This is a genomic window from Marinobacter sp. SS13-12 (genome assembly GCF_030227115.1).
In the GTDB taxonomy this organism is placed as follows: Bacteria; Pseudomonadota; Gammaproteobacteria; order Pseudomonadales; family Oleiphilaceae; genus Marinobacter.
The window spans coordinates 1110115-1131398 of sequence record NZ_JASSUA010000001.1 but is presented as its reverse complement, the minus strand read 5'-3'; the positions used below and the strand labels follow the sequence as shown (position 1 = coordinate 1131398).

General features: G+C 58.7%; 18 protein-coding genes. 12 read left to right on the top strand and 6 right to left on the bottom strand.

Annotated elements, in window-relative coordinates:
• The first annotated feature begins 5 nt into the window (after positions 1-5).
• A complete protein-coding gene (locus tag QPL94_RS05150; protein ID WP_285355967.1) occupies positions 6-1001 on the top strand; it encodes a ChaN family lipoprotein in 996 nt (331 codons plus the stop codon).
• A 20-nt stretch (positions 1002-1021) separates the two neighbouring features.
• Here QPL94_RS05150 and QPL94_RS05145 read toward each other — a convergent pair whose 3' ends face one another.
• The 3 genes from QPL94_RS05145 to cra all read right to left on the bottom strand — a co-directional run bounded on the left by QPL94_RS05145 (position 1022) and on the right by cra (position 3481).
• Positions 1022-1873, bottom strand: a complete 852-nt coding sequence (locus QPL94_RS05145; RefSeq protein ID WP_285355965.1) for a DMT family transporter — start codon at positions 1871-1873, stop codon at positions 1022-1024.
• 65 nt (positions 1874-1938) lie between these two features.
• Positions 1939-2475, bottom strand: a complete 537-nt coding sequence (locus QPL94_RS05140) for a macro domain-containing protein (RefSeq protein WP_137436089.1) — start codon at positions 2473-2475, stop codon at positions 1939-1941.
• A 22-nt stretch (positions 2476-2497) separates the two neighbouring features.
• Positions 2498-3481 carry a catabolite repressor/activator gene (cra, locus tag QPL94_RS05135; protein ID WP_285355964.1) on the bottom strand — a complete coding sequence of 328 codons (984 nt, stop codon included), beginning with the start codon at positions 3479-3481 and terminating at the stop codon, positions 2498-2500.
• Between the two features lie 168 nt (positions 3482-3649).
• Between cra and ptsP the strand changes: the two genes are divergently transcribed.
• The 4 genes from ptsP (at position 3650) to QPL94_RS05115 (ending at position 9972) form a co-directional block, all read left to right on the top strand.
• Positions 3650-6478, top strand: a complete 2829-nt coding sequence (ptsP, locus tag QPL94_RS05130) for a phosphoenolpyruvate--protein phosphotransferase (protein WP_502881536.1) — start codon at positions 3650-3652, stop codon at positions 6476-6478.
• Entirely contained in the window at positions 6478-7443 is a 966-nt protein-coding gene (gene pfkB / locus QPL94_RS05125) for a 1-phosphofructokinase (protein ID WP_285355960.1), read from the top strand. The genes ptsP and pfkB overlap by 1 nt, the downstream gene beginning before the upstream one ends.
• Positions 7440-9179, top strand: a complete 1740-nt coding sequence (locus tag QPL94_RS05120) for a PTS fructose-like transporter subunit IIB (RefSeq protein ID WP_285355959.1) — start codon at positions 7440-7442, stop codon at positions 9177-9179. Before pfkB ends, QPL94_RS05120 begins: the two co-directional genes overlap by 4 nt.
• An 82-nt stretch (positions 9180-9261) precedes the next feature.
• Positions 9262-9972 carry an SIMPL domain-containing protein gene (locus QPL94_RS05115; protein ID WP_285355957.1) on the top strand — a complete coding sequence of 237 codons (711 nt, stop codon included), beginning with the start codon at positions 9262-9264 and terminating at the stop codon, positions 9970-9972.
• Positions 9973-9989: 17 nt separating this feature from the next.
• On the opposite strand, the gene QPL94_RS05110 is transcribed toward QPL94_RS05115, so the two are convergent.
• Positions 9990-11063 carry a beta-N-acetylglucosaminidase domain-containing protein gene (locus QPL94_RS05110; protein WP_285355955.1) on the bottom strand — a complete coding sequence of 358 codons (1074 nt, stop codon included), beginning with the start codon at positions 11061-11063 and terminating at the stop codon, positions 9990-9992.
• Between the two features lie 164 nt (positions 11064-11227).
• Between QPL94_RS05110 and QPL94_RS05105 the strand changes: the two genes are divergently transcribed.
• The 7 genes from QPL94_RS05105 (at position 11228) to QPL94_RS05075 (ending at position 18764) form a co-directional block, all read left to right on the top strand.
• A complete protein-coding gene (locus QPL94_RS05105) occupies positions 11228-11692 on the top strand; it encodes an ATPase (RefSeq protein WP_285355953.1) in 465 nt (154 codons plus the stop codon).
• Between the two features lie 82 nt (positions 11693-11774).
• A complete protein-coding gene (locus QPL94_RS05100) occupies positions 11775-12836 on the top strand; it encodes a PA0069 family radical SAM protein (protein WP_285355951.1) in 1062 nt (353 codons plus the stop codon).
• A 182-nt stretch (positions 12837-13018) separates the two neighbouring features.
• Complete coding sequence (locus QPL94_RS05095) at positions 13019-14095, top strand: TRAP transporter substrate-binding protein (protein ID WP_285355950.1); 1077 nt, start codon at positions 13019-13021, stop codon at positions 14093-14095.
• Positions 14096-14196: 101 nt separating this feature from the next.
• Positions 14197-14742 carry a TRAP transporter small permease subunit gene (locus tag QPL94_RS05090; protein WP_285355949.1) on the top strand — a complete coding sequence of 182 codons (546 nt, stop codon included), beginning with the start codon at positions 14197-14199 and terminating at the stop codon, positions 14740-14742.
• Entirely contained in the window at positions 14739-16034 is a 1296-nt protein-coding gene (locus tag QPL94_RS05085) for a TRAP transporter large permease (protein ID WP_285355947.1), read from the top strand. The genes QPL94_RS05090 and QPL94_RS05085 overlap by 4 nt, the downstream gene beginning before the upstream one ends.
• Before the next feature lie 277 nt (positions 16035-16311).
• Complete coding sequence (locus QPL94_RS05080; protein WP_285355945.1) at positions 16312-17634, top strand: class I SAM-dependent methyltransferase; 1323 nt, start codon at positions 16312-16314, stop codon at positions 17632-17634.
• Positions 17634-18764, top strand: coding sequence for an NAD(P)/FAD-dependent oxidoreductase (locus tag QPL94_RS05075; RefSeq protein ID WP_285355943.1), 1131 nt, complete (start codon positions 17634-17636; stop codon positions 18762-18764). Before QPL94_RS05080 ends, QPL94_RS05075 begins: the two co-directional genes overlap by 1 nt.
• Before the next feature lie 63 nt (positions 18765-18827).
• Here QPL94_RS05075 and QPL94_RS05070 read toward each other — a convergent pair whose 3' ends face one another.
• Together QPL94_RS05070 and QPL94_RS05065 are read right to left on the bottom strand one after the other, a co-directional pair.
• Positions 18828-20531, bottom strand: a complete 1704-nt coding sequence (locus QPL94_RS05070; protein ID WP_285355941.1) for a choice-of-anchor I family protein — start codon at positions 20529-20531, stop codon at positions 18828-18830.
• A 169-nt stretch (positions 20532-20700) separates the two neighbouring features.
• Entirely contained in the window at positions 20701-21174 is a 474-nt protein-coding gene (locus QPL94_RS05065) for a Dps family protein (RefSeq protein ID WP_137436108.1), read from the bottom strand.
• Positions 21175-21284: the final 110 nt, after the last annotated feature.

Below are 21284 nucleotides of genomic sequence, written 5' to 3'. Positions count from 1 at the left end.
CAATTATGACGACATATTCTCACACTCTGGTAATACTCGCCTGCCTGCTCTTTGCAGGCTGCAGCTCCCTGCCCGCCAGCAACCAGAAAGTCATGCCGCCACAAACCCAGTACGATTCTATCATCGCCGATGACAAAGGCAGGTTGCTCTCCATCAACCAGCTTGCAGAAAAACTCACACCGGCAGACGTGGTGGTGATTGGCGAGTTTCACGGCCACCATGGTGCCCACCTGCTGCAATCGCTGGTGCAATCGTCACTTTACCAGCAGCGTCCGCGGCAGGTGTTGAGCATGGAACAGTTCACCCTGGATGATCAGTCCCAGCTGGACAGGTATCTCTCCGGGAAGTCTGGCGAGGAGGAGCTGATTGCCGATACCGGTGCCTGGCCCAACTACAAGGCATCCTACCGCCCCCTTATCGAGTTCTCGAAAAAACGGAACATCCCGGTGATTGCCGCCAACGCACCTGCCGATATCGTTCGATGCGTTGGTCGCACTGGCGAGGCCTATCTTGACGGACTCCATGCCTCGCAACGCCAGCGGCTACCGGAGGCGCCGTTTTTTGACACCCCGGATTATCGCAGGAAATTTTTCGACACGCTTGGCGGCGGCCATGGCGAGACCGATAACGGCAAACGCCTGGAAAACAGCTATAAGGCTCAGTTGTTGCGGGACAATACCATGGCAGATCGGGTGATCAGGGCGCTTGAAGAGAACCCTGAGCACCAGGTTATCCACCTCACCGGCACTTTTCACTCAGAGGATCGCCTGGGCATGGTCGCGGTGCTGGAAAAGAAGCGCCCGGATCTTGACGTTGCCGTTATCAGCCCGGTGTTCTGGCACTCGGGAGATGATCTGGACAGCCTGCTGAACGCCCACCGGGGAAAAGGCGACTTTCTCTATTTCCTGCAGCCGCTGCCGGAAGAGTACAAGGATAACGAGCGCCGTCGCGATGCCATCATGGAGCAATTCCGCAACGCGGATGACCTGTCCTGTGACTGAGCGGTTGCAGCGCGTGGCGTTCACACCGTCTTTTTCTGCCCCGCCCGGATCACAATAGCGATACCTCCGAGAATGGCGATACCGGCCACGACCAACCTGAGAGTCAACGGCTCACTCAGCAACAGGACACCACCGATTGCAGCGATCACGGGCACGCTGAGCTGAACGGTGGCTGCCGAGGTTGGCTGCAGCAATGGCAACGCCATATACCAGATGGCATAGCCCATGCCCGAAGCAATCGCCCCGGAAGCAATCGCATAGCCCATACCCGCCATATCGATGCTAGCACTGGCCATCATGATAAGGCTCAGGACCAATGCCATGGGCACGGCCCTGATGAAGTTCCCCGTGGTGACTGCCGTGGGCTCACCGGCACCTTTTGCCCGCAGCGAGTAGACACCCCAGGCAATACCGGCGCTGATCATTAGCAGGGAACTGAACAACGGGGGTGCAGTAAGGCCCGGCAACAACAGCCCCACCAGACCGGAAAAGGCAACGACAAACCCGATCCACTGCCACAGCTGCGGGCGATTGCCACGGACAATTCCGATGCTGATCATGGTGGCCTGAACCGCGCCAAACAGCAGCAATGCACCCATGGCCGCAGACAAGCCCCCATAGGCGTAGGAGAAAGCAGCGGCATAGACAAACAGGGCCAGCGCAGAGCCCCAGGAGCCCTGCTTCATTGGTGCACGATTGCCACGAACACTCAGTAGCAACCAGAGCATTAATGCCCCTGACACCAGGCGAACACTGGTAAAGGTGGCGGCATCGATATCGGTATCACGTAACGCCGCGCGGCAGAGCAGTGAGTTGCCGGCAAAGGCCATCATGGCGACGGTGGTCAGCAACAAGGTACGCAATCGAGACAAGACAGCACTCCCGGACAAACGGATTCGGAACTATCCAGTGTAGGCGCTGCCCGGAAAACTGCTTATTACTCAATGGTCGATAACAGACGACTACTAAAGACCTGTTCGTCAGACGCACCAAACAGCACGAAGCGCACCCGCTTTACATTCTCCAGCCGCGGGAGGACCTGCTTTACCGTGGCCAGGGCCACCTCGGCCGCACCTTCCACCGGATAACCAAAAGCCCCCGCTGATATCGCCGGGAACGCGACAGATTCAATGCCTTTACTGTCCGCCAACTCCAGTGAATTCCGGTAACACTCCGCCAGCCAGTAATCAGAGGGCTCATCAACGCCGTACACCGGCCCCAGGCAGTGAATGACAAACTGGTTCGGCAGGTTATGGGCGCCGGAGATAACAGCCTCGCCGGGCCGTATCGGAGCCATGGGGCGGCATTCCTGCGCCAGCCCGGGACCTGCCGCAGAATGGAGTGCACCGGCGACACCGCCACCGGGCATCAGTTGTGCGTTGGCCGCATTAACCACTGCCTCGATATCGTCCTGACTGGTAATGTCACCGCGTACGCATTCTACGGTTTTTCCGTTCAGTTCAATCTCTGCCATGGGAGTCTCCCCAGCCAACACCTCAACGGCGCCGTTTGAGTGACCGGTTGATAACGATCGTTTGCGGCTCGTTGTGGCCCGAGATCGCGGCCAGCGCCCGGTCCAGCGTCGCTTCGGCAATGGCCTCATGTTTTTGTGGTAACGAGTGAACCCTGACCGGCAGGAAATCCAGCAACCGGTCATCTCCGAAGGTAGCCATTCGAAGCGACTCCGGCAAGCCGCCCGGCTGTTCCAGAAGAACGTCGAGGACCCCCTGCAACAGCGTGTAAGAGGCGGTGATCATTGCATCCGGCAGACCCTGTTCTGCGAGCACCTGCCGCATCAGTCCGGCGCCGGAGGCCCGGTCGTAGTGATCGCCGCTGTAGACCGACCATGTTCCACTGCGGCTTCGCGCCACGTCTTCAAAGCCTTCGCGGCGCTCACGGGTCATCGCCAGAGCTGGCACGGCATCGAGCCAGACCACTGATCCGGTCCCTGGCTCCAGCACGGAACGGGTCAGTACGGCGGCGCCCTTGCGGTTGTCGCTGACAATACAACTGATCACACCGGGCGACTGGGCCCGGTCCACCGCGATCACCGGCAAGTCATCCTGTTGCAGTTGCTGATAGAAAGGATCATCGGGGGCCAGGGCGCTGGCGACAATCAGGGCGTCGCACCGTCTTGCCTTCAGGGAACGGGCCAACTCTTTCTCGGTATCCGGGTCGTCCCCGGAGCCGGCGATCAACAACTGGTACCCCCGGGCGCGGGCGCCCTGCTCCAGAAGCTTTGCGAGACGGGCATAACTGGCGTTTTCCAGGTCCGGCAGGATAAAACCGAGGGTGCGACTTGCGCCACCACGAAGGGCAGCAGCCTGGGTATCAATCTGGAAATGATTGTTCCGGGCTGCCTCCAGCACCTTGTCGATGGTCTGCTGCTTGATTCTGCGGGCCGGCCCCTGGCCATTGATGACATAGCTGGCCGTGGTACGGGATACCCCGGCCAGGCGGGCAAGTTCTGCAAGGGTCATGGGGCCATTTCCTCCTGGTCACAGATTGCTTGATTTCTGATCAGATCTGTTTCATGATTCATTCTATGCCTGCTGACACGATTCAGCAACCCGGATTTCTCTGGCAGTGGCAGACATCGAGCGCCCATGCCAGCACTACACCACAACAACAAGGCGAGGCTAACCCCCATGCTGACGCTCACAGCCAACGATATCCGCCTGGGCTGCACGGCAACCGACTGGCAGGATGCCCTGAAACAGGCAAGCCTGGACCTGCAGGACACAGGCCGCACGACGCCCGACTACCATGCCGGCATGCTGGCAAGGGAGCAACAGTCCTCAACGGTGCTTGGCAACGGCATTGCCATTCCCCACGGCACTCCAGAAAGCCGCGACGCGGTCATCAGTACCGGTATCCGGGTGCTGCAGTTTCCTGACGGGATCACCTGGCACGACAACGCCACCGTGTATGTGCTGGTCGCCATCGCAGCCCAGTCTGACGAGCATCTGGACATACTGCGCCATCTGACCCGCGTGCTGGACAAACCGGGCCTTTCCCGGAAGCTTGCTGAAGCCGACGACACCGCGGTTCTGGCAACCTTATTGTCCCGGGAACCGATAGTACCGAAATGCGACGCACAGACGCTGTGCCTGGGTGTGAACACCCACGCCACCAGCGAACTTGCCATGAGTGCCGCCGCCCGGCTCCAGGGCCTCGGCTGTGTAGACTCCGCCTTCATGAAAGAGATCGTCAGTCAGCCGCCTGTGGGTCTTGGCCAGGGGTTCTGGCTGGTTCACCACAGCATCGGCAGCCACCGCCCGGCGCTGGCGCTGGCAACCCCCAAAGAGGCCACCGACGAACTCGCGGGCGTTTTCTGCCTCGCCGGCCAGGGCGACGATTGCCGGGAATTGCTGGAGCGTATCGATAACTTTCTGGCCCAGAACACCGCCCTGGAAAGCCACTCCGTGGACGCCGTGCTCTCACGGCTATCCGGCGAGCAGGCCAATGCAGTCAGTGAGCGGGTAAGGCTCCTGAACACCCACGGCCTTCACGCCAGACCCGCCAAACAACTGGTCCAGGAAGCTCGCCTGCACAACGCCGATATTCGTATCCGCCTGGAAGAAGGCGACGGTAATTCCGTTTCCGCCATCAGCCTCACGCGTATTATCGGCCTCGGCGCACGACGCGGTCAGACCCTGGTGATCTCTGCCACCGGCGATGAGGCAGCACAGGCCGTAAAAGCCGTTTGTCAGGCCGTGACCGACGGGCTCGGTGAGACAGTATCCCCACTGCGACATCAGGAAAGCCAGCCGGAACCGTCAGAATCAGAACCGCAACCGCTGACTGATGACGAGGCCCTGAGAGCCGTCGCAGCCTCACCGGGCCTGGCACTGGCTCCTGCCTTCGTGATGCGCCAGCCCACCCTGGATTATTCCGCAACCGCCAGCGATGCCGGTGAACAGACCAGTCGCCTTGGCGGTGCTATCGACGAAGCCGATGGACAACTGCGTACATTGATTCGCCAGGCCGAAGGCGGTGAAGTTGCGCCGATCCTGTCGGTGCACGTGGAAATGTTGCAGGACGACGACCTCTACCAGGCTGCCCTGGAAGCCATCAACGAAGGCGCCTCCGCCGAGGCCGGCTGGTGGCAGGCCATTGACACCGCGGCAAGGGCACAGGAAGCGCTGGCAGACCGTCTGCTTGCCGAACGCGCGGCGGACCTGCGGGATGTCGGCCGCCGCGTACTGGCAAACCTCTGCGGTGTTGCCATGCCGACGCCGCCGGACGAGCCCTATGTGTTAGTGGCAGATGATCTTGGCCCCTCCGATGTGGCCAGGCTGGATACTCAGCGGGTTCGCGGACTGGTTACGGCCCGTGGCGGCGCCACCTCACACAGTGCAATCCTGGCCCGGGCACTGGGCCTGCCGGCGGTAGTCGGTGCCGGCAATCGCATTCTGACCATCGTCAATGGCACGGACCTGGTGGTTGACGGCGAGCGAGGCTGCCTGGTGCCCAATCCCGGACGCGAACGCCGTGAACGGATCAACCGCCGCCTGGATCAGCTCACCCGCCTGCAGGCGCGGGCTCACGAATGCCGGAACGAGCCCGCCACCACAACCGATGGCCACACCATCGACGTGTGTGCCAACCTGGGCAACACCGCTCACACCCCGGATGCCGTGGATCGGGGCGCCGATGGTATTGGCCTGCTGCGCACCGAGTTCATTTTCATGGAACATCCGGAAGCACCTGACCTGGACACCCAGGTGAAGGAATACCGTCACGCTTTCGATGCCCTCAACGGCCTGCCACTGGTGGCGCGCACCCTCGATGTGGGTGGTGACAAGCCGCTGGATTACTGGCCCCTGCCCCACGAGGACAACCCCTTCCTGGGACTGCGGGGCATTCGCCTGTCACTGACCCGACCGGAGATCCTGGAAACCCAGATACGCGCTCTGCTGACTGCCGCCGATAACCGCCCGCTGCGAATCATGTTTCCCATGGTCAAGGATCTGGAGGAGTTCCGCGCCGCCAAGGCCATCGTCGAGCGGGTCCGTGCCGAGATCCCCTGCCAGGGCCTGCAGGTGGGCGTGATGATCGAGATTCCTTCCTGTGCCCTGCTGGCCCACACCCTGGCGCCGGAAGTGGACTTCTTTTCCGTGGGCACCAACGACCTGACCCAGTACACCCTGGCTATTGACCGTGGCCACGGTCAGCTCTCAGCGCAATCCGATGGCCTGCATCCCTCGGTACTGCAACTGATCCGCATGACGGTGGAAGCCGCCCACGCCCACCAACGCTGGGTGGGTGTCTGCGGCGAGCTGGCTTCCGACCCCCAGGCCATTCCGGTACTGCTGGGACTGGACGTGGACGAGCTGTCGGTCACCAGCCGGAGGGTGCCACTGGTGAAAGCCTGCATTCGCGGGCTGAGCCGGGAACATGCACGAGGCCAGGCGAAGCTGGCCCTGGGCAAAGCCACTGCAGCCGAGGTGCGCGACGCCCTGGAGGCCATGTAATGGCCCGCGTCCTCACTGTTACCCTGAATCCGGCACTGGACCTGAACGTTGAAACCGGCATGGTGAACCTGGGCAGCGTGAACCGCTCGCGGACCACCCGCCTGGATGCAGCCGGCAAAGGTATCAACCTGGCGCAGGTGTTGTCCCGACTCGGTCATACCGTGACGGTGTCCGGGCTGCTGGGAGAGATCAATGCGGCACCCTTTGAACGTCTTTTCAAATCGGAGCGTCTGAAAGACCGCTTTATTCGGGTGCCCGGTCAGAACCGCATCAATGTGAAGATTGCCGAAGACGGTGGCCGAGTGACCGACGTGAATGGCCCGGGACTTGTTGCCCCCTCTGGTGCGCCTGGCCATCTTGAAGCCGGTATTGGCGCACTGCGGGGTGAGTACGACGCTGTTGTCATTACTGGCAGCCTGCCCGGCGGCTTCCTCCCCGAGGCTCTCGCTGACCTGGTCATCCGCGTCCGCGCGGCCAACATTCCCGTCTGGCTGGATACCAGCGGCCCAGCTCTGAAAGTCGGTCTTCTGGCCCTGCCTGACGGCATCAAGCCCAATGTGGATGAACTGGCCGAATGGGCCGGCCGACCACTGGACAGCCTCGAAGACATCGCCGAAGCAGCCCGTTCGCTTCAGGATAAGGGAATTGCCAATGTCGTGGTTTCCATGGGCGGAAAAGGTGTGCTCTGGCTGTCCCCCCGAGGCAACTGGCAGGCATCACCACCAGCCGTATCTGTGACCAGCACGGTCTGTGCCGGTGACACCCTGCTGGCCGGCATGATCCACGGCCTGCTCGAACAGAACCCTCCCGAAGAGGTCCTGTCCGTGGCTACCGCACTCTCTGCCGAATGCGTTCGCCATGTAGGCGTCGGCGACCCGATGGCTGAGGACTTCACACAACTGATCCAGCAAACCCGTGTCACCCCCTGGCCCGGGCACAACAACAATGGGGAAATGCCATTATGAAACTGATCATCGTCACCGCCTGCCCCCAGGGCGTTGCCACCAGCTTCCTGGCCGCCCGGGCCCTGGAGCGGGCGGCGCACCAGAAAGGCTGGGAAACCAGTACTGACATTCGTAATCCACAGCAACCGTCATCGGCACTGTCCGACGATGTCATCGCGTCTGCAGACCTGGTGATTGCAGCCACAGGAACGCCAACGGACCTGAGCACCTACGTTGGCAAACGCCTCTATCAGATCCCGGTGACGGCCGCACTGCCAGACCCGGCGGCAGTACTGGAGCAAGCAGAGAAACAGGCCAAGCCTTACCAGCCATCGGAAGCATCACCACCGGAAGCTGCTGCCACAGAGTCCGCCAGCAAACGCATTGTTGCGGTCACCGCCTGCCCCACCGGTGTCGCCCACACCTTTATGGCCGCTGAAGCCCTCACCGGCGCTGCCCAGGCTGCGGGCCACCAGATACGCGTGGAAACCCAGGGTTCCGTAGGCGCCCAGGACCCGTTGACGGCCGAGGAAATCGAGGCCGCAGATGTCGTGATACTGGCCTGCGATATCGAAGTGGACCCGGGCCGCTTTGCCGGCAAACCACTGTGGCGCACCTCAACGGGTAACGCTCTTAAAAAACCCGGGCCCACCATTGACGAAGCGCTTGCCAGTGCCACCGTCGAGGAGGGCCAGAAGAAAGCAGCGTCAGCGGGGGGCAGTGACAAGCCCGGCCCTTACAAGCACCTGCTGACCGGCGTTTCCTTCATGCTACCTATGGTAGTGGCTGGCGGCCTGCTGATCGCTCTGTCGTTCGTTTTCGGCATCGATGCCTTCGAAGAAGAAGGTACTCTTGCAGCCGCGTTGATGCAGATAGGTGGCGGCACCGCCTTTCAGCTGATGATCCCTCTGCTGGCAGGCTACATTGCCTGGTCCATCGCCGACCGGCCTGGCCTGGCTCCGGGCATGATCGGTGGCTACCTGGCCGGGACTCTCGGGGCAGGGTTCCTGGGCGGCATCATTGCCGGCTTCCTGGCCGGTTACGTGGCCCGCTTCATCAGCCAGAAATTGCCGATGCCGGAGAGCATCGAATCCCTCAAGCCCATCCTGATCATCCCGCTGCTGGCCAGCCTGGTGACCGGCCTGGGCATGATTTACGTGATCGGTGAACCCGCAGCCGCCCTGATGAGCGGGCTGACAAGTTTCCTTGAAGGCATGGGCACCACCAACGCGATACTCCTGGGAGGCATTCTCGGGGCCATGATGTGCTTTGATCTGGGCGGGCCGGTGAACAAGGCCGCCTACACCTTCGGAGTGGGCCTGTTGTCAGAAGGCAGCGGGGGTTCGGCCCCCATGGCAGCGATCATGGCCGCGGGCATGGTGCCAGCCATCGGCATGGGTGTAGCCAGCTTTGTGGCCCGCGCCAAGTTCGCCGAGGCCGAACGGCAGGCGGGGCGGGCCTCGTTCGTGTTGGGCCTGTGCTTTATCTCCGAGGGAGCCATCCCCTTCATGGCCAAGGACCCGCTACGGGTGATTCCGGTGTGCATGGTGGGTGGCGCTATCACCGGTGCGCTGTCGATGTTGTTTGCGGTCAAGCTGATGGCACCCCATGGCGGCCTGTTTGTCCTTGCCATTCCCAATGCCGTCAGCGCGGTCCTGCCCTATGTCGCCGCCATTGCCATTGGCTCGCTGGTGATCGGGTTCGGGTATGCCATGGTAAAAACCGGCAAGGCTGAAGTCGCCGCGACGACCTCCTGATCAGGCGACTGTCCGGGGGCGCTTGACGCCTCCGGCATTTGCGGCGATCGTGTCTGCCAGACCCACACACAAGGATGCCGTGATGAAGCTACTGCCTACCCTCATACTCGCCATTGCCGCCATTATATCGGCCTCACTGATTGCCGATGGCCTGACCGGGCTGCGAACCGGCGACCGTTTTGTCACCGTCAAAGGTGTTGCGGAGCGTGAGGTACAGGCAGACCTGGCACTGTGGCCGCTGCGCTTCGTGGCCACCGGCGAGAGTCTGGATGAGGCCCGGGTAAAAGCCAGCGAAAGTCGCGAGAGCATCATGGCGTTTCTCAAGCTTCAGGCCATTGATACCGAGGCGGTGGAACTGCAGCGCCTAGATGTAACGGATACCCGCGCCAATCCGTACCACGGCGAAAGCAACAGCCAGAAATTCATCATCAACCAGACCCTGATGGTGCGCAGTAACAGCATCGACCGTATCCGCCAGGCCGCCCAGTCCGTGGGTGAACTGGTGGATTCCGGCGTGATCCTGTCATCCGATTATGGCCCGAGCGGACCCACCTACCTGTTCAACAGACTGAACGAGGTAAAGCCGGAGATGATTGCGGAGGCAACGGCCGCCGCTCGTGAGGCCGCCGCACAATTCGCCAGGGACGCAAAAACCGACCTGGGAGGTTTGCGTCGGGCCAACCAGGGTGTGTTCCAGATTCTCGCCAGGGACCAGGCACCCGGCATCAGCGAAGGGCAACAGCCGGCCAAGACCGTTCGGGTGGTGACCACTGTCGAGTACTACCTGAACTGACCTCTGGCCAGCCCGGTTTACTGGGTCTGCACCATTTCATCAGTCACCTGATACTCGCCGGCCAGCCACCTGAGGATTTCCAGTGCGGCCGGGTGATCAAAGCGACGATAACATTCGGTCATTGCCTGGAGCCGCTCACCGCTGACCCTTCCGAGCCCCGCATCCTGCAATACCAGCAGATCGGCGGTTACCTGCCGCGCCAGTTCCATACCCAGCACCTCTTCCGCGGCGCGATGGAAAGCCTGGCCATACTGGTATCCTGGCCCCAGTTCATAACTTCGGGCCAGGGTGATGCCGGGAATGGTGGTCAGGGTTGGCTGCAAAGCAGGGTTGATAGCATGGCCCGCCAGGTACTGGCTGTTGGCGGCGGACCTGCCGGTAAACGCACGCAGATGCAAATGGCGGGACATTCGATCACCGTCGTTCACCGGGTAGTTGTCCCAGAGTACCGGCTTGCGCCCCAGTGCCTCTGATACACGTTGCAGATGTCCCGGCGATATCTCCCGGGAACAGACTTCCTCTCCCGTCCAGAACACCTGCACTGACGCATCCAGCGCGCTGCCCAGGTCCTCCAGGTAGCGGGCGGGACGCTGGCCAAACACCCGGTCCAGCACCGGGTCGTCAGAGTAATAGCTGGGGCAGACCGTCAGTTGATCGGCACCACTGCGCTCAGCTACCCAGTGAATGATATCCGCCTGGCGGGCAGCCAGGTCCGGCGTGTTGCTTTTCATGTCATCGAACAGGACGGCCAGTTCGCGGATGCCCAGTTGATCGAAAGCTGCCAGCTTTTCTGCCAGCGCCGCTTTGGCGGATTCATCAAAGTTATTGAAGACTTCAAACGGGCTCAGCCCGACACCAAACCGCACGCCCTGCTCACCGCAGAAACGGGCAAAATCAGCCAGTTCGGTGGCCACCGGCTCGGGATGGGGCTCACTCCAACGGCGGCGCAGAAAGGCATCGGCCTTGGGTGCGTACCAGTAATTCCGGTATCCGTGCGGCGCCAGCGTCCGCACGACCCGCCGTCGCTCCTCCCAGCTCCATAACGGGCCATAGAAGCCTTCAATAATGCCCAGCGGGGGTTGATCTGACATTGGTTTTTCCATCATTCAGGTGCAGAAACAGAGTAAGTATTGCAAAGATTGGCATACAAGCCGACTTTGGTCATCGCACACTCACCCCATTGTTCGCTAAACTCGCATGATCAGTGTGTCATTTATACCTCACCGAAATAATGTGCGACGAAGGAGCGCAGCGAATGGACATAACAACGTTTGAAGATCTGATCATCTGGGCCCGCGAGCTTCATACCAACCTTGCCCAATGTCTGTCGGAGTGCTCCTCCAAAAACCCGGACGAACGAGCCCAGGCGCTGCTGACCTACCTGGCCGGCCATGAATCCGAACTGGCGCGCATTACCGCCGAGTTCGAGAAACAGGCGGACCCGAAGGCACTGAAGACAAGAGTCTACGATTACCTTAACAACGAACACAAACGCATCAACGCACACGAAAGCTGCGATGGTCATTACGCTAACCTCGACTTTGATGGCATCGAGCGGGAAGTATTCGCATTCCATGACCAGCTGATCGACCTTTACGACAGCCTGGCCGGCAAGGCAGAAATTCCGGAAGCAAAAGAACTGGTGGAATCGATGCGGGCGATGGAGGAACACGAAGCCAAGAGGCTGGCCGGTCAGATCGGCAGAATGAATGACCTCTGAGGCCTGCGGCCTGAGATAACGAAAGCTGGAAATTCTGCAGAGTCAGGAGTACTGTATATTTAAACAGTGCTTCGGATTCCGTATGAAAACCCGCGCGACATCGCTTAACCCAAAGAACCGCTTCCAGCCCATCGTCACTGACCGCGAATGTGACGACGGCTGGTATCAGGACCCGGCTGACGACACCTGCCCCGATTCCCTGGCAACGGACGTTACTGACGAGCAGGTACGCTCGATTATCAGCCGGAACCAGTCCCCGGATGTGCCTTTCGATCAGTCCATAAACCCCTACCGGGGGTGCGAGCACGCCTGTATTTACTGTTTCGCCCGCCCCACCCACGCATACTGGGATATGTCCCCGGGGCTGGACTTCGAAACCCGGCTGATTGCCAAGCCCAACGCCGCTGAGCAACTTCGCAGGGAGCTCGACAAGCCCGGCTACCGGGTGTCTCCCATTGCCCTCGGCATGAATACAGACGCGTACCAGCCAATTGAAAAACAGCGGGAAATTACCCGCGACATTCTCAAAGTGCTGGCCGAATATCGCCACCCGGTGTCCGTTATCACCAAAGGAGCGCTGATCCTGCGTGACCTGGACCTGTTATCGGAACTGGCGGGCCAGGGGCTTTGCTCCGTCAGTATCAGCCTGACGACTCTCGACAACACCCTGAAGCGTCAGATGGAACCGCGAACGGCGGCGCCAGCCACACGCCTGAAAATCATTCGGGAACTCAGCGCCGCCGGGGTGCCGACCGGCATCATCCTTGCCCCGGTGATTCCGTTTATCAATGACCATGAAATCGAGGCGATACTGGAAGCCGCTGCCGGAGCCGGTGCGCAACGGGCAAGCTGGATCATGCTGCGCCTGCCACTGGAACTGGACGAGCTGTTCCAGGACTGGCTGCAGCGGCATTTTCCTCAGCGTGCGGGGCACGTCATGTCCCGCATCCGGGATCTCAGAGGGGGCAAGAGTTACCAGGCCCGCTGGGGGGAGAGGATGACAGGCACTGGCCCCTATGCAGAGCTGGTTCGACAGCGATTCAACAGGAAGGCCAGAAGCATTGGCCTCGATCGGCATGGCGCCGAGCCGTTGCGCAGCGACCTGTTCCGGCGGCCAGGTGGTGAACAAATGCGGCTTTTATGACATTGCGCTGCACCATGGCCGCGCACCCCCACAAAAAGGCCTAAGACCTAGGTCGTACAGACAGCGGTTTTTCGTTCCGTTGGCTGTCGATTATTGCTAACTTGGCCTAGAATTCAGAGTTACTCGTCCCGAAAACGGGAGAGGCTCTCAACACAACAATGACAAAAGAGGCTAGAAGAGCAATGAAGATCCGTTCTGTTCTATCCGCGGCTGTGCTGGCTGTAGCAACTACCGTTGCTTCCACACACGCCCTCGCTCAAGAGACCTTTACGCTGCGCCTGGCAGAGACCTGGGGCCCGAATTTTCCGATATTTGGTGACACCACCAAAAACTTTGCCGAGCGCGTCGAGAAAATGTCCGACGGCCGGCTCAAGGTACGCATCGATTCCGCCAACAAGCACAAGGCCCCACTGGGTGTGTTTGACATGGTCAAGGCCGGTCAGTACGACATGGGACATTCCGCGTCCTATTACTGGAAAGGCAAGGTACCCAACACGCTGTTTTTCACCAGCATGCCCTTCGGCATGAACGCCATGGAACAATACGCCTGGTTCTACCACGGTGGTGGCATGGAACTGATGCAGGAGGTTTACGAACCTCACAATATGCTGTCGTTCCCGGGCGGCAACACCGGCGTTCAGATGGGTGGCTGGTTCCGTAAGGAAATCAATTCGCTGGAAGATCTGGAAGGCCTGAAAATGCGCATTCCCGGCTTCGCTGGCGAAGTCTTCGCGGAAGTCGGCGTCAATCCAACCAATATTCCCCCTGGCGAGCTCTACACCTCGCTGGAGCGCAACACCATTGATGCGGTGGAATGGGTAGGTCCGGCGCTGGACCTGCGCCTTGGTTTCCAGCAAATCGCCGATTACTACTACACCGGTTGGCATGAGCCTGCTACTGAGCTGCAGTTCCTGGTCAACAAGAAAGTCTGGGAAAAACTGCCTGCTGACTTGCAGGAAATCATGCGCATAGCCATGCGCACAGCGTCCTACGACATGCTGGTTCATTCCCAGCACGCCAACGCAGAAGCCTGGGACACCATCAAGGAAGATTATCCGAACGTGCAGATCAAGCAGTTCCCGCAGGAAATTTTCCAGGCGATGTACGAGGCTAACGAAAAACTGCTTGAGGAAGCCGCCAACGAAAACGAGCAGGCAGCTAAAATCGTGAAGTCCCAGCAAGAGTATCTTGAGAAGAGCCGGGCCTACACGGACATTTCCGAGCGCGCCTATCTCAACACGATGGCAGAAGTCGAGTAACATATCGGCTGTAACGGAGCCGGGATCGCTCTAGCGGTGGTCCCGGTTTTGTCGTTTATAGCAACTGGAAAGTCGCCAGCTCACCTGGCGGGGGGCAATCAATGCGTTGGATTATCAAACTGGACGAAGGCCTGTCATGGCTGTCCATTTTTTGCGGCTGGGTGGCCTGTGTCGCAATGATATTGATGGCAGGCAACGTTTTTTTTGACGTGGTGTCTCGCTATGTATTCAATGAGGTTTCAATAGGCATGCAGGAAATGGAATGGCACCTGTATTCGGTGGTGTTCCTGCTCGGCATCCCATACGCACTGCGCACAGACGGTCATGTTCGGGTCGACGTTTTCTATACCCATTGGAGCGACAAGACCAAGGCCCTGGTCAATATCGCCGGGGCGATCCTCTTTGTCATACCCTTCTCCTATCTGATCTGGAACTACGGCTATAATTTCGCCGTTGAGTCTTACAGTATGGGCGAAGGCAGTGGCGACCCTGGCGGCCTGCCCCATCGTTGGATCATCAAGAGCGTGATTCCGATTTCCGCCGTCTTTACCGCAATAGCCGGTGTCAATATGGTGACCTTTGCCATGCGGGTTTTCTCAGGCGAAAAGACTTACGAAGCCAAACACGGCGCGGAGGGTCTCGCATGATCGGCATGATTATGTTCGTAGCCGCCCTCTTCCTGCTGATGCTGGGGTTCCCGGTTGCCTTCACCTTTGGTGGCGTTGCCCTGTTTTTCGGGGTGTTTGCCGAAGGCATGGACCTGTTCGCCTTCATGCCCTATCGCATCATGAGCGTCATGCAGAACACGGTGCTGATGGCCGTGCCCCTGTTTATTTTCATGGGTGTTGTACTTCAGCGCACAAGGCTTGCTGAACAGCTACTGACCTCCATGGGCCGCCTCTTCGGCGGGCTGCCAGGTGGGCTGGCAATCTCAACCATTCTGGTCGGTGCCCTGCTCGCGGCATCAACAGGCGTGGTTGGTGCCAGTGTTGTTGCAATGGGCCTGATTTCACTGCCGGTCATGCTCGCCCACGATTACGACAAACGGCTTGCGACAGGCACCATCTGTGCCGCTGGCACTCTGGGCCAGATTGTTCCGCCCTCGATCATCCTGATCATTCTTGGTGATGTCCTGGGCTTGCCGGTAGGGGACCTGTTCAAGGCTGCTGTTATTCCTGGCGTAGTCCTGGTCGGCCTCTACATTTTCTATATTGTGGTGCTGACCCGCTTCCAGCCGCAAATGGCACCCGCCATGCCGGATGACAGCGGCCTGTCCCGCAAGAAGGAAATTTTCGCGGCCCTGCTGGCGATCATTCCGCCCCTGGCGTTGATCGTTGTTGTCCTTGGTTCCATCTTCGCCGGCATAGCTACGCCGACGGAATCTTCCGCTCTTGGCGGTATCGGCGCCATCGTGCTGGCAATCATCTACCGCCAGTTCTCATTCAAGATGGTTTGGGACGCATCGAAGGATACCGTCAAGGTCACCGCCATGGTGTTCGCCATTCTGGTGGGTGCAACCGCGTTCTCCATGGTCTTCAGCTACACCGGAGGCGATTACCTGCTGGAAGAATGGCTGCTGCAACTTCCTGGCGAGAAATGGGGCTTCATCATCCTGGCCATGCTGGTCATTCTGGTGCTCGGTTTCTTCATCGATTTTGTGGAGATCTCGTTCATCATCGTGCCAATCCTGGCGCCGGTGGCGGAAGCCATGGGCATTAATATGCTCTGGTTCGCTATTCTGATTGCCATGAACCTGCAGACCAGCTTCCTGACCCCCCCATTCGGGTTCAGTCTGTTCTATCTCAAGGGGGTGTCGCCCGCCGGGGTGCAAACCACGGATATCTACAAAGGGGTGTTGCCGTTTATCCTGATGCAGGTTTTCGTGCTGGCTCTGATTGTCATTTTCCCGGAATGGTTTGGAATGAGCGCCTCTTACTGACAACGACGCCTACCGAACAACACCAGTAGCAATAGAACTCAGCGTACCGGGGCGGCCCGGCTCCGGTACGCATCCTCTTTACGCCCTCCTATTGGCGCCATAAGCGCCACCAATTTCCTCTGGATATGACAAATCGCGCTTGTTTTCTATACTGAATGGGGAAACAGGCGATTCTCAGTTGTGTTATCGGGACACGCCCTGACGCTGAATCACTGTCGACAGGCTCAAGTCGACTTCAATTCGTGATTAACCAGCTGGAAAAGGGAGGCAAGGATCCATGAATGAAAGCACCGCGCGGAAAGCGACTGACGCCACGGATGATCATCAGGAACACAAACCGCATGTTCTGACGCTGCCACTTGAAGACCAGCAGGCTGACAGAGCACCCCACAGCTACGAACGCTGGCTGATCGCCAAACTGCTGCGCATGACAGGTTCCCCGCCGGTGCGTTTTCAATTATGGAATGATGAGTTGATTGAGCCCGAGAAGGGGCATGCACGCTTCACCCTCAGGCTCTCCGACCCCAAGGCTTTATACGCTCTGGTCACCAATCCCAACCTCGCTTTTGGGGACCTGTACGCCGCCGGAAGACTGCAGGTGGATGGTGATCTGACGGAACTGATGGAGGCGCTTTATCGTGCTGTCCATCAGGCCAGACAGCGGTGGCCAAAATGGCTGGAAGCCCTGTGGCGCAATCACAACCCTCGCTCAACCGGGGTCTCGGAGGCCAAGGAAAATATTCACCACCACTACGACCTCGGCAACGAGTTCTACCGGCTCTGGCTGGATCAGGCAGAGATGCAGTACACCTGTGCCTATTACGAAAGGCAGGATCTGACCCTGGAACAGGCCCAACTGGCCAAACTGGAACACGTATGCCGCAAATTGCGCCTGAAGCCCGGCATGACCGTGGTGGAGGCCGGTTGCGGCTGGGGCGGCCTGGCCCGCTATATGGCCCGCAACTACGGTGTAAACGTACATTCCTACAATATCTCGAAAGAACAGCTCACCTATGCCCGTGAAGAGGCGAGGCGCCAGCAGCTGGACCATCTGATTGATTACGTCGAGGACGACTACCGCAATATCAGTGGGCAGTACGATGCCTTCGTCTCCATTGGCATGCTCGAGCATGTGGGCAAGGAGAACTATCAGGCACTGTCAGAACTCATCCGCCGATCCCTCAAGCCCGGCGGCCTGGCGCTGCTGCACAGCATTGGCCGCAATCGCCCCATGTTGATGAATGCCTGGATCGAAAAACGCATTTTCCCGGGCGCTTATCCCCCCAGCATCTCCGAGTTCATGGGCATCTGTGAGCACGGTGGCTTCTCGGTGCTCGACGTCGAGAACCTGAGGCTGCATTACGCCCAGACGCTGACTCACTGGATGGAACGCTTCCAGAACAGCATGGACACGGTCACGGACATGTACGACGAACATTTTGCCCGTGCCTGGGAGATGTACCTCGCCGGATCCACAGCGGCGTTCCGCGCCGGGGCATTGCAACTGTTCCAGGTCGTCTTCACCCACGGCGAGAACAATGAGCTGCCCCAGACCCGACAGGATATCTACACCTTCCCCGCCGCCCCGGAGGCCCGGTGATGGAGTATTACGACCTGATCATCGTTGGCGCCGGACCCGCCGGATCAACACTGGCCCACGCACTCAGGGACAGTGGCAAGAGAGTCCTTATCATCGACAAACAGGACTTCCCCAGGGACAAGACCTGCGCCGGCTGGGTTACGCCAGCGGTCATGCGAAGTCTGGAAATCGATCCGGGCGAGTATGGATCCCGGCACACCCTGCAACCCATTCGGCAATTCCGTATCGGCATGATGGGGCAACCCGCGGTGGTCAATGATCATGGCGACGTTGTCAGCTACGGTATCCGGCGTTGCGAGTTTGATGCCTATCTTCTGGACCGGGTAACCGCACCGAAACAACTGAAAACTCCGGTCAAGTCCATTGTTCGCAGAGACGGTAACTGGGTGGTCAACGATACCTGGGAAGCGCCACTGATCGTGGGGGCGGGAGGCCATTTCTGCCCGGTCGCCAGGTTGCTCGGCGATGGCCCCGGCAGCCATGAGACCGTGGTGGCCGCCAAGGAAGTGGAGTTCGAAATGACGCCGGAGCAGGCGGAAGTCTGTGAGGCCCGTGGCGACACCCCTGAACTCTGGTTCTGCCGTGACCTGAAAGGGTATGCCTGGGTGTTCCGTAAAGGCAACTACCTCAACATTGGCCTTGGCAGAGAGGATAATCACAAGCTCAGCGAACACCTGAATGCCTTTGTGGAGGAAATGAAATCAGAAGGACGCATACCCTCCGACCTGCCCGGCCGATTCAAGGGCCACGCCTATCTCCTATACGCCCACGCGGAGAGGCCCCTGGCAGACGATGGCCTGTTGCTGATCGGGGATTCCGCTGGCCTGGCCTATACCCAGAGTGGCGAAGGCATTCGTCCCGCCATCGAGTCCGCACTGATTGCAGCAGACATTATCCGGGACCGGGAGGACTATTCCGCCCAGTCACTGCAGTCCTACGGTGAAGCGATTGCGCACCGTTTCGGCAACCGGGCGGTATCCCGGGATCAGGGCTGGCAGGTGCCAGACTGGGTCAAAATGCCACTGGCCAGCACCCTGATGCGATCCCACTGGTTTACCCGCAAAGTGGTCACCGAGAAATGGTTTCTCCATCAGCAGGTGCCACCGCTAGAGCCCGTTGCCCCAGGCTGAAAAAAAGAAAAGCAGCAGCAGGCGAACGCCTGCTGCTGCTTTTCTTTCCGATCAAGGGTCTGTCTATTCAGCAGACAGTTCTATTACATCAATACCAAACAGGGTTGTGGTACCACTTACCTCGTTTCCAACCGCCAGCATCGGCTTGCCATTGGGACTGTCTTCAGCAGTTATGAAGGCAAACCCTTCCGGCCCGAGATCACCGGCCATTCCGCTTTCAACATCCGCCTGGGACACCGAAAAGTCACGATTGTTGAGATATTGAACGAACTCAGGGTTCTGGGGATTGGTCACGTTGTAGACCATCAGGCCACCTACGCGCTCGAGGCCGATAAAGGCGAAGGTCTGCCCATTGATGACGCCAACAGTAACGGCCTCCGGCTCTGGCCCTTTATCGTCGGAACGGTTGTCGAACGAGTTTTCGTCGTTGTTTCCGTTAAAGTTATCCGGAATCAGACTCGCAGTGATACGCTCAAATTCACTGCCACTGTCGAAGACACGCTTGCCGTCTTCTGACCAGATGGAAAAGGAACGAGCACCGTAAGCGAAGAGTTCGCTGTAGATGCAGTTGTTCTCCACATAGCTCTTGTCGTATTTGCCATCCACAAGAGACACATTGGCCGGGTCAGAGGGATCACAGGAGGCGCCAAAACCCAGGGTCGAGGTGACATTCAGGCGGCCCAGGTTAGCGTCTTCCTGCAATTCCGCAGCATTGGGGAATGCCGCGGCATCCAGCGTCAGATCGGCAATGCGGAACTCCTCACTGAAACCATCATAATCCCGGGAGTCGCCCTCGTTCGCGGTGATGTAATAGGTTTTGCCGTTAAAGCCATAGCTGGCTATGGCGTCAGGCTGATACATTCCCTTGACCGGCCAGTTGCGGATAGCGATACCGTTGTCGTCATTGCTGGCATCCAGCTCGTTACCGATCAGGCTGTGATCCTTGAAGCCAAGCGGGACGATGGCGGTGATTTCACCGGCTTCAATGTCCAATTCAGCCACCGCGTTGTTCTCCTGCAGGGCCACCCAGGCTTTCTTGTCATCGATAGATACTGCAATGTATTCCGGCTCCATGTCTTCGGCCAGTGACGCACCGGGTCCGAATACCCGCAAACCCTGCTCCGTCAGCGCTGCCTGCTGGCCATTGAAATCAACAAACCCGGCCGTTGTGACGGTAGCGGATGCCACACCGTTGGAGATATCAATAATGCTAACAGAACCTTCCGGGTCCACCGTATAGTCATCGTTCGGTTCACCTTCGTTGGCCACAAGCAGTTTCTGGCCATCACGGGTGAAGGTCACCATGTCCGGCAGGGCGCCCACTTCTACCTCGCCCACCTTGTTCAGGTCGGTGCTGTTGTAGAACACCACCTTGCCATTATCCTGCTTGGCCTCTGCCTCTATGGCGACAGCCACGAGATCCTCGAAAACCGCCACGCTATTGGCAGCGGCGCCCTCGGCTGTGGCATCAATAGTCCCCAGCTTGACCGGCTGCTCCGGGTCCTGAACGTCCAGAACATCCACCGTGGAATCATTGGCATTGATTACAAACAAACGTTGGCTGGCTGGATCGTGGGCGACAATTTCCGCAGCACTTTCATCAAAAATACCACTGGCGTAAGTGCCCAGAACGTTCAGTTCAATCAGGGTCTGACTGGTACCCGGTGCACCGTCGTTACCGTTGCTGCCGTCATCGCCATCACAGGCAGTCAGCCCAAAGGCGGCAGTAAGAATTGCTGCTGAAAGGAGCGATTTCTGGAATTTCATGCTTGCCTCTTCTGTCGTTACACGTGTGGTTGTCAACGACATACTTTATGGAGAAGAGGTGACAGAAATGCGTCCATTCAGAGTCATAAATGTTTCATTGGCATGGCAATGACAAAAAAATGGCGACCACGCGGCCGCCATCATTCAAGGCAATTACAGCAGTCTGGACTTACTGACCCAGATAGCTGCGATACATCCAGACGGTTTTTTCCTGCTGCGAAATGTAGTCGCTCATCAGCGCAACTGTGCCTTCATCATCGGCCTCTCCTGCCAGATGCAGCAACTCTCGCTGCTTACCAATCAACTTGGCAAAACTCTCAACGATGTTCCCTACTGCATCCTTACCATCAGCGACGTCCTTGCGCTCAGGTACTTCCGACTTCTCGATGTAAGTGCTGTAAGCGTGTGCCGGGCGATGGCCCAGAGTCAGTACCCGCTCTGCAATCTCATCGATTTTCAGCAGCAGGTCGTCGTACAGCTCCTCGAACTTGGCGTGAAGCTCGAAGAAGTTGTCACCCTTGATGTTCCAGTGATAGCCGCGCACGTTCATATAGAAGATCTGGTAGTTGGAAAGCAGATCGTTCAGTGAATTCGCCAATTGTTGGGTCTTCTCGGTATCCAGACCAATAAAGTTCTTGCTCATAACGTGTCTCCTTGACAGTTATCCGAATGATTTAATCAACACACTAACGGAATATGATCGATAGATAAAGTTTAGTTATTTAATGTTTTTTATAGTACAAAGCAATTCCG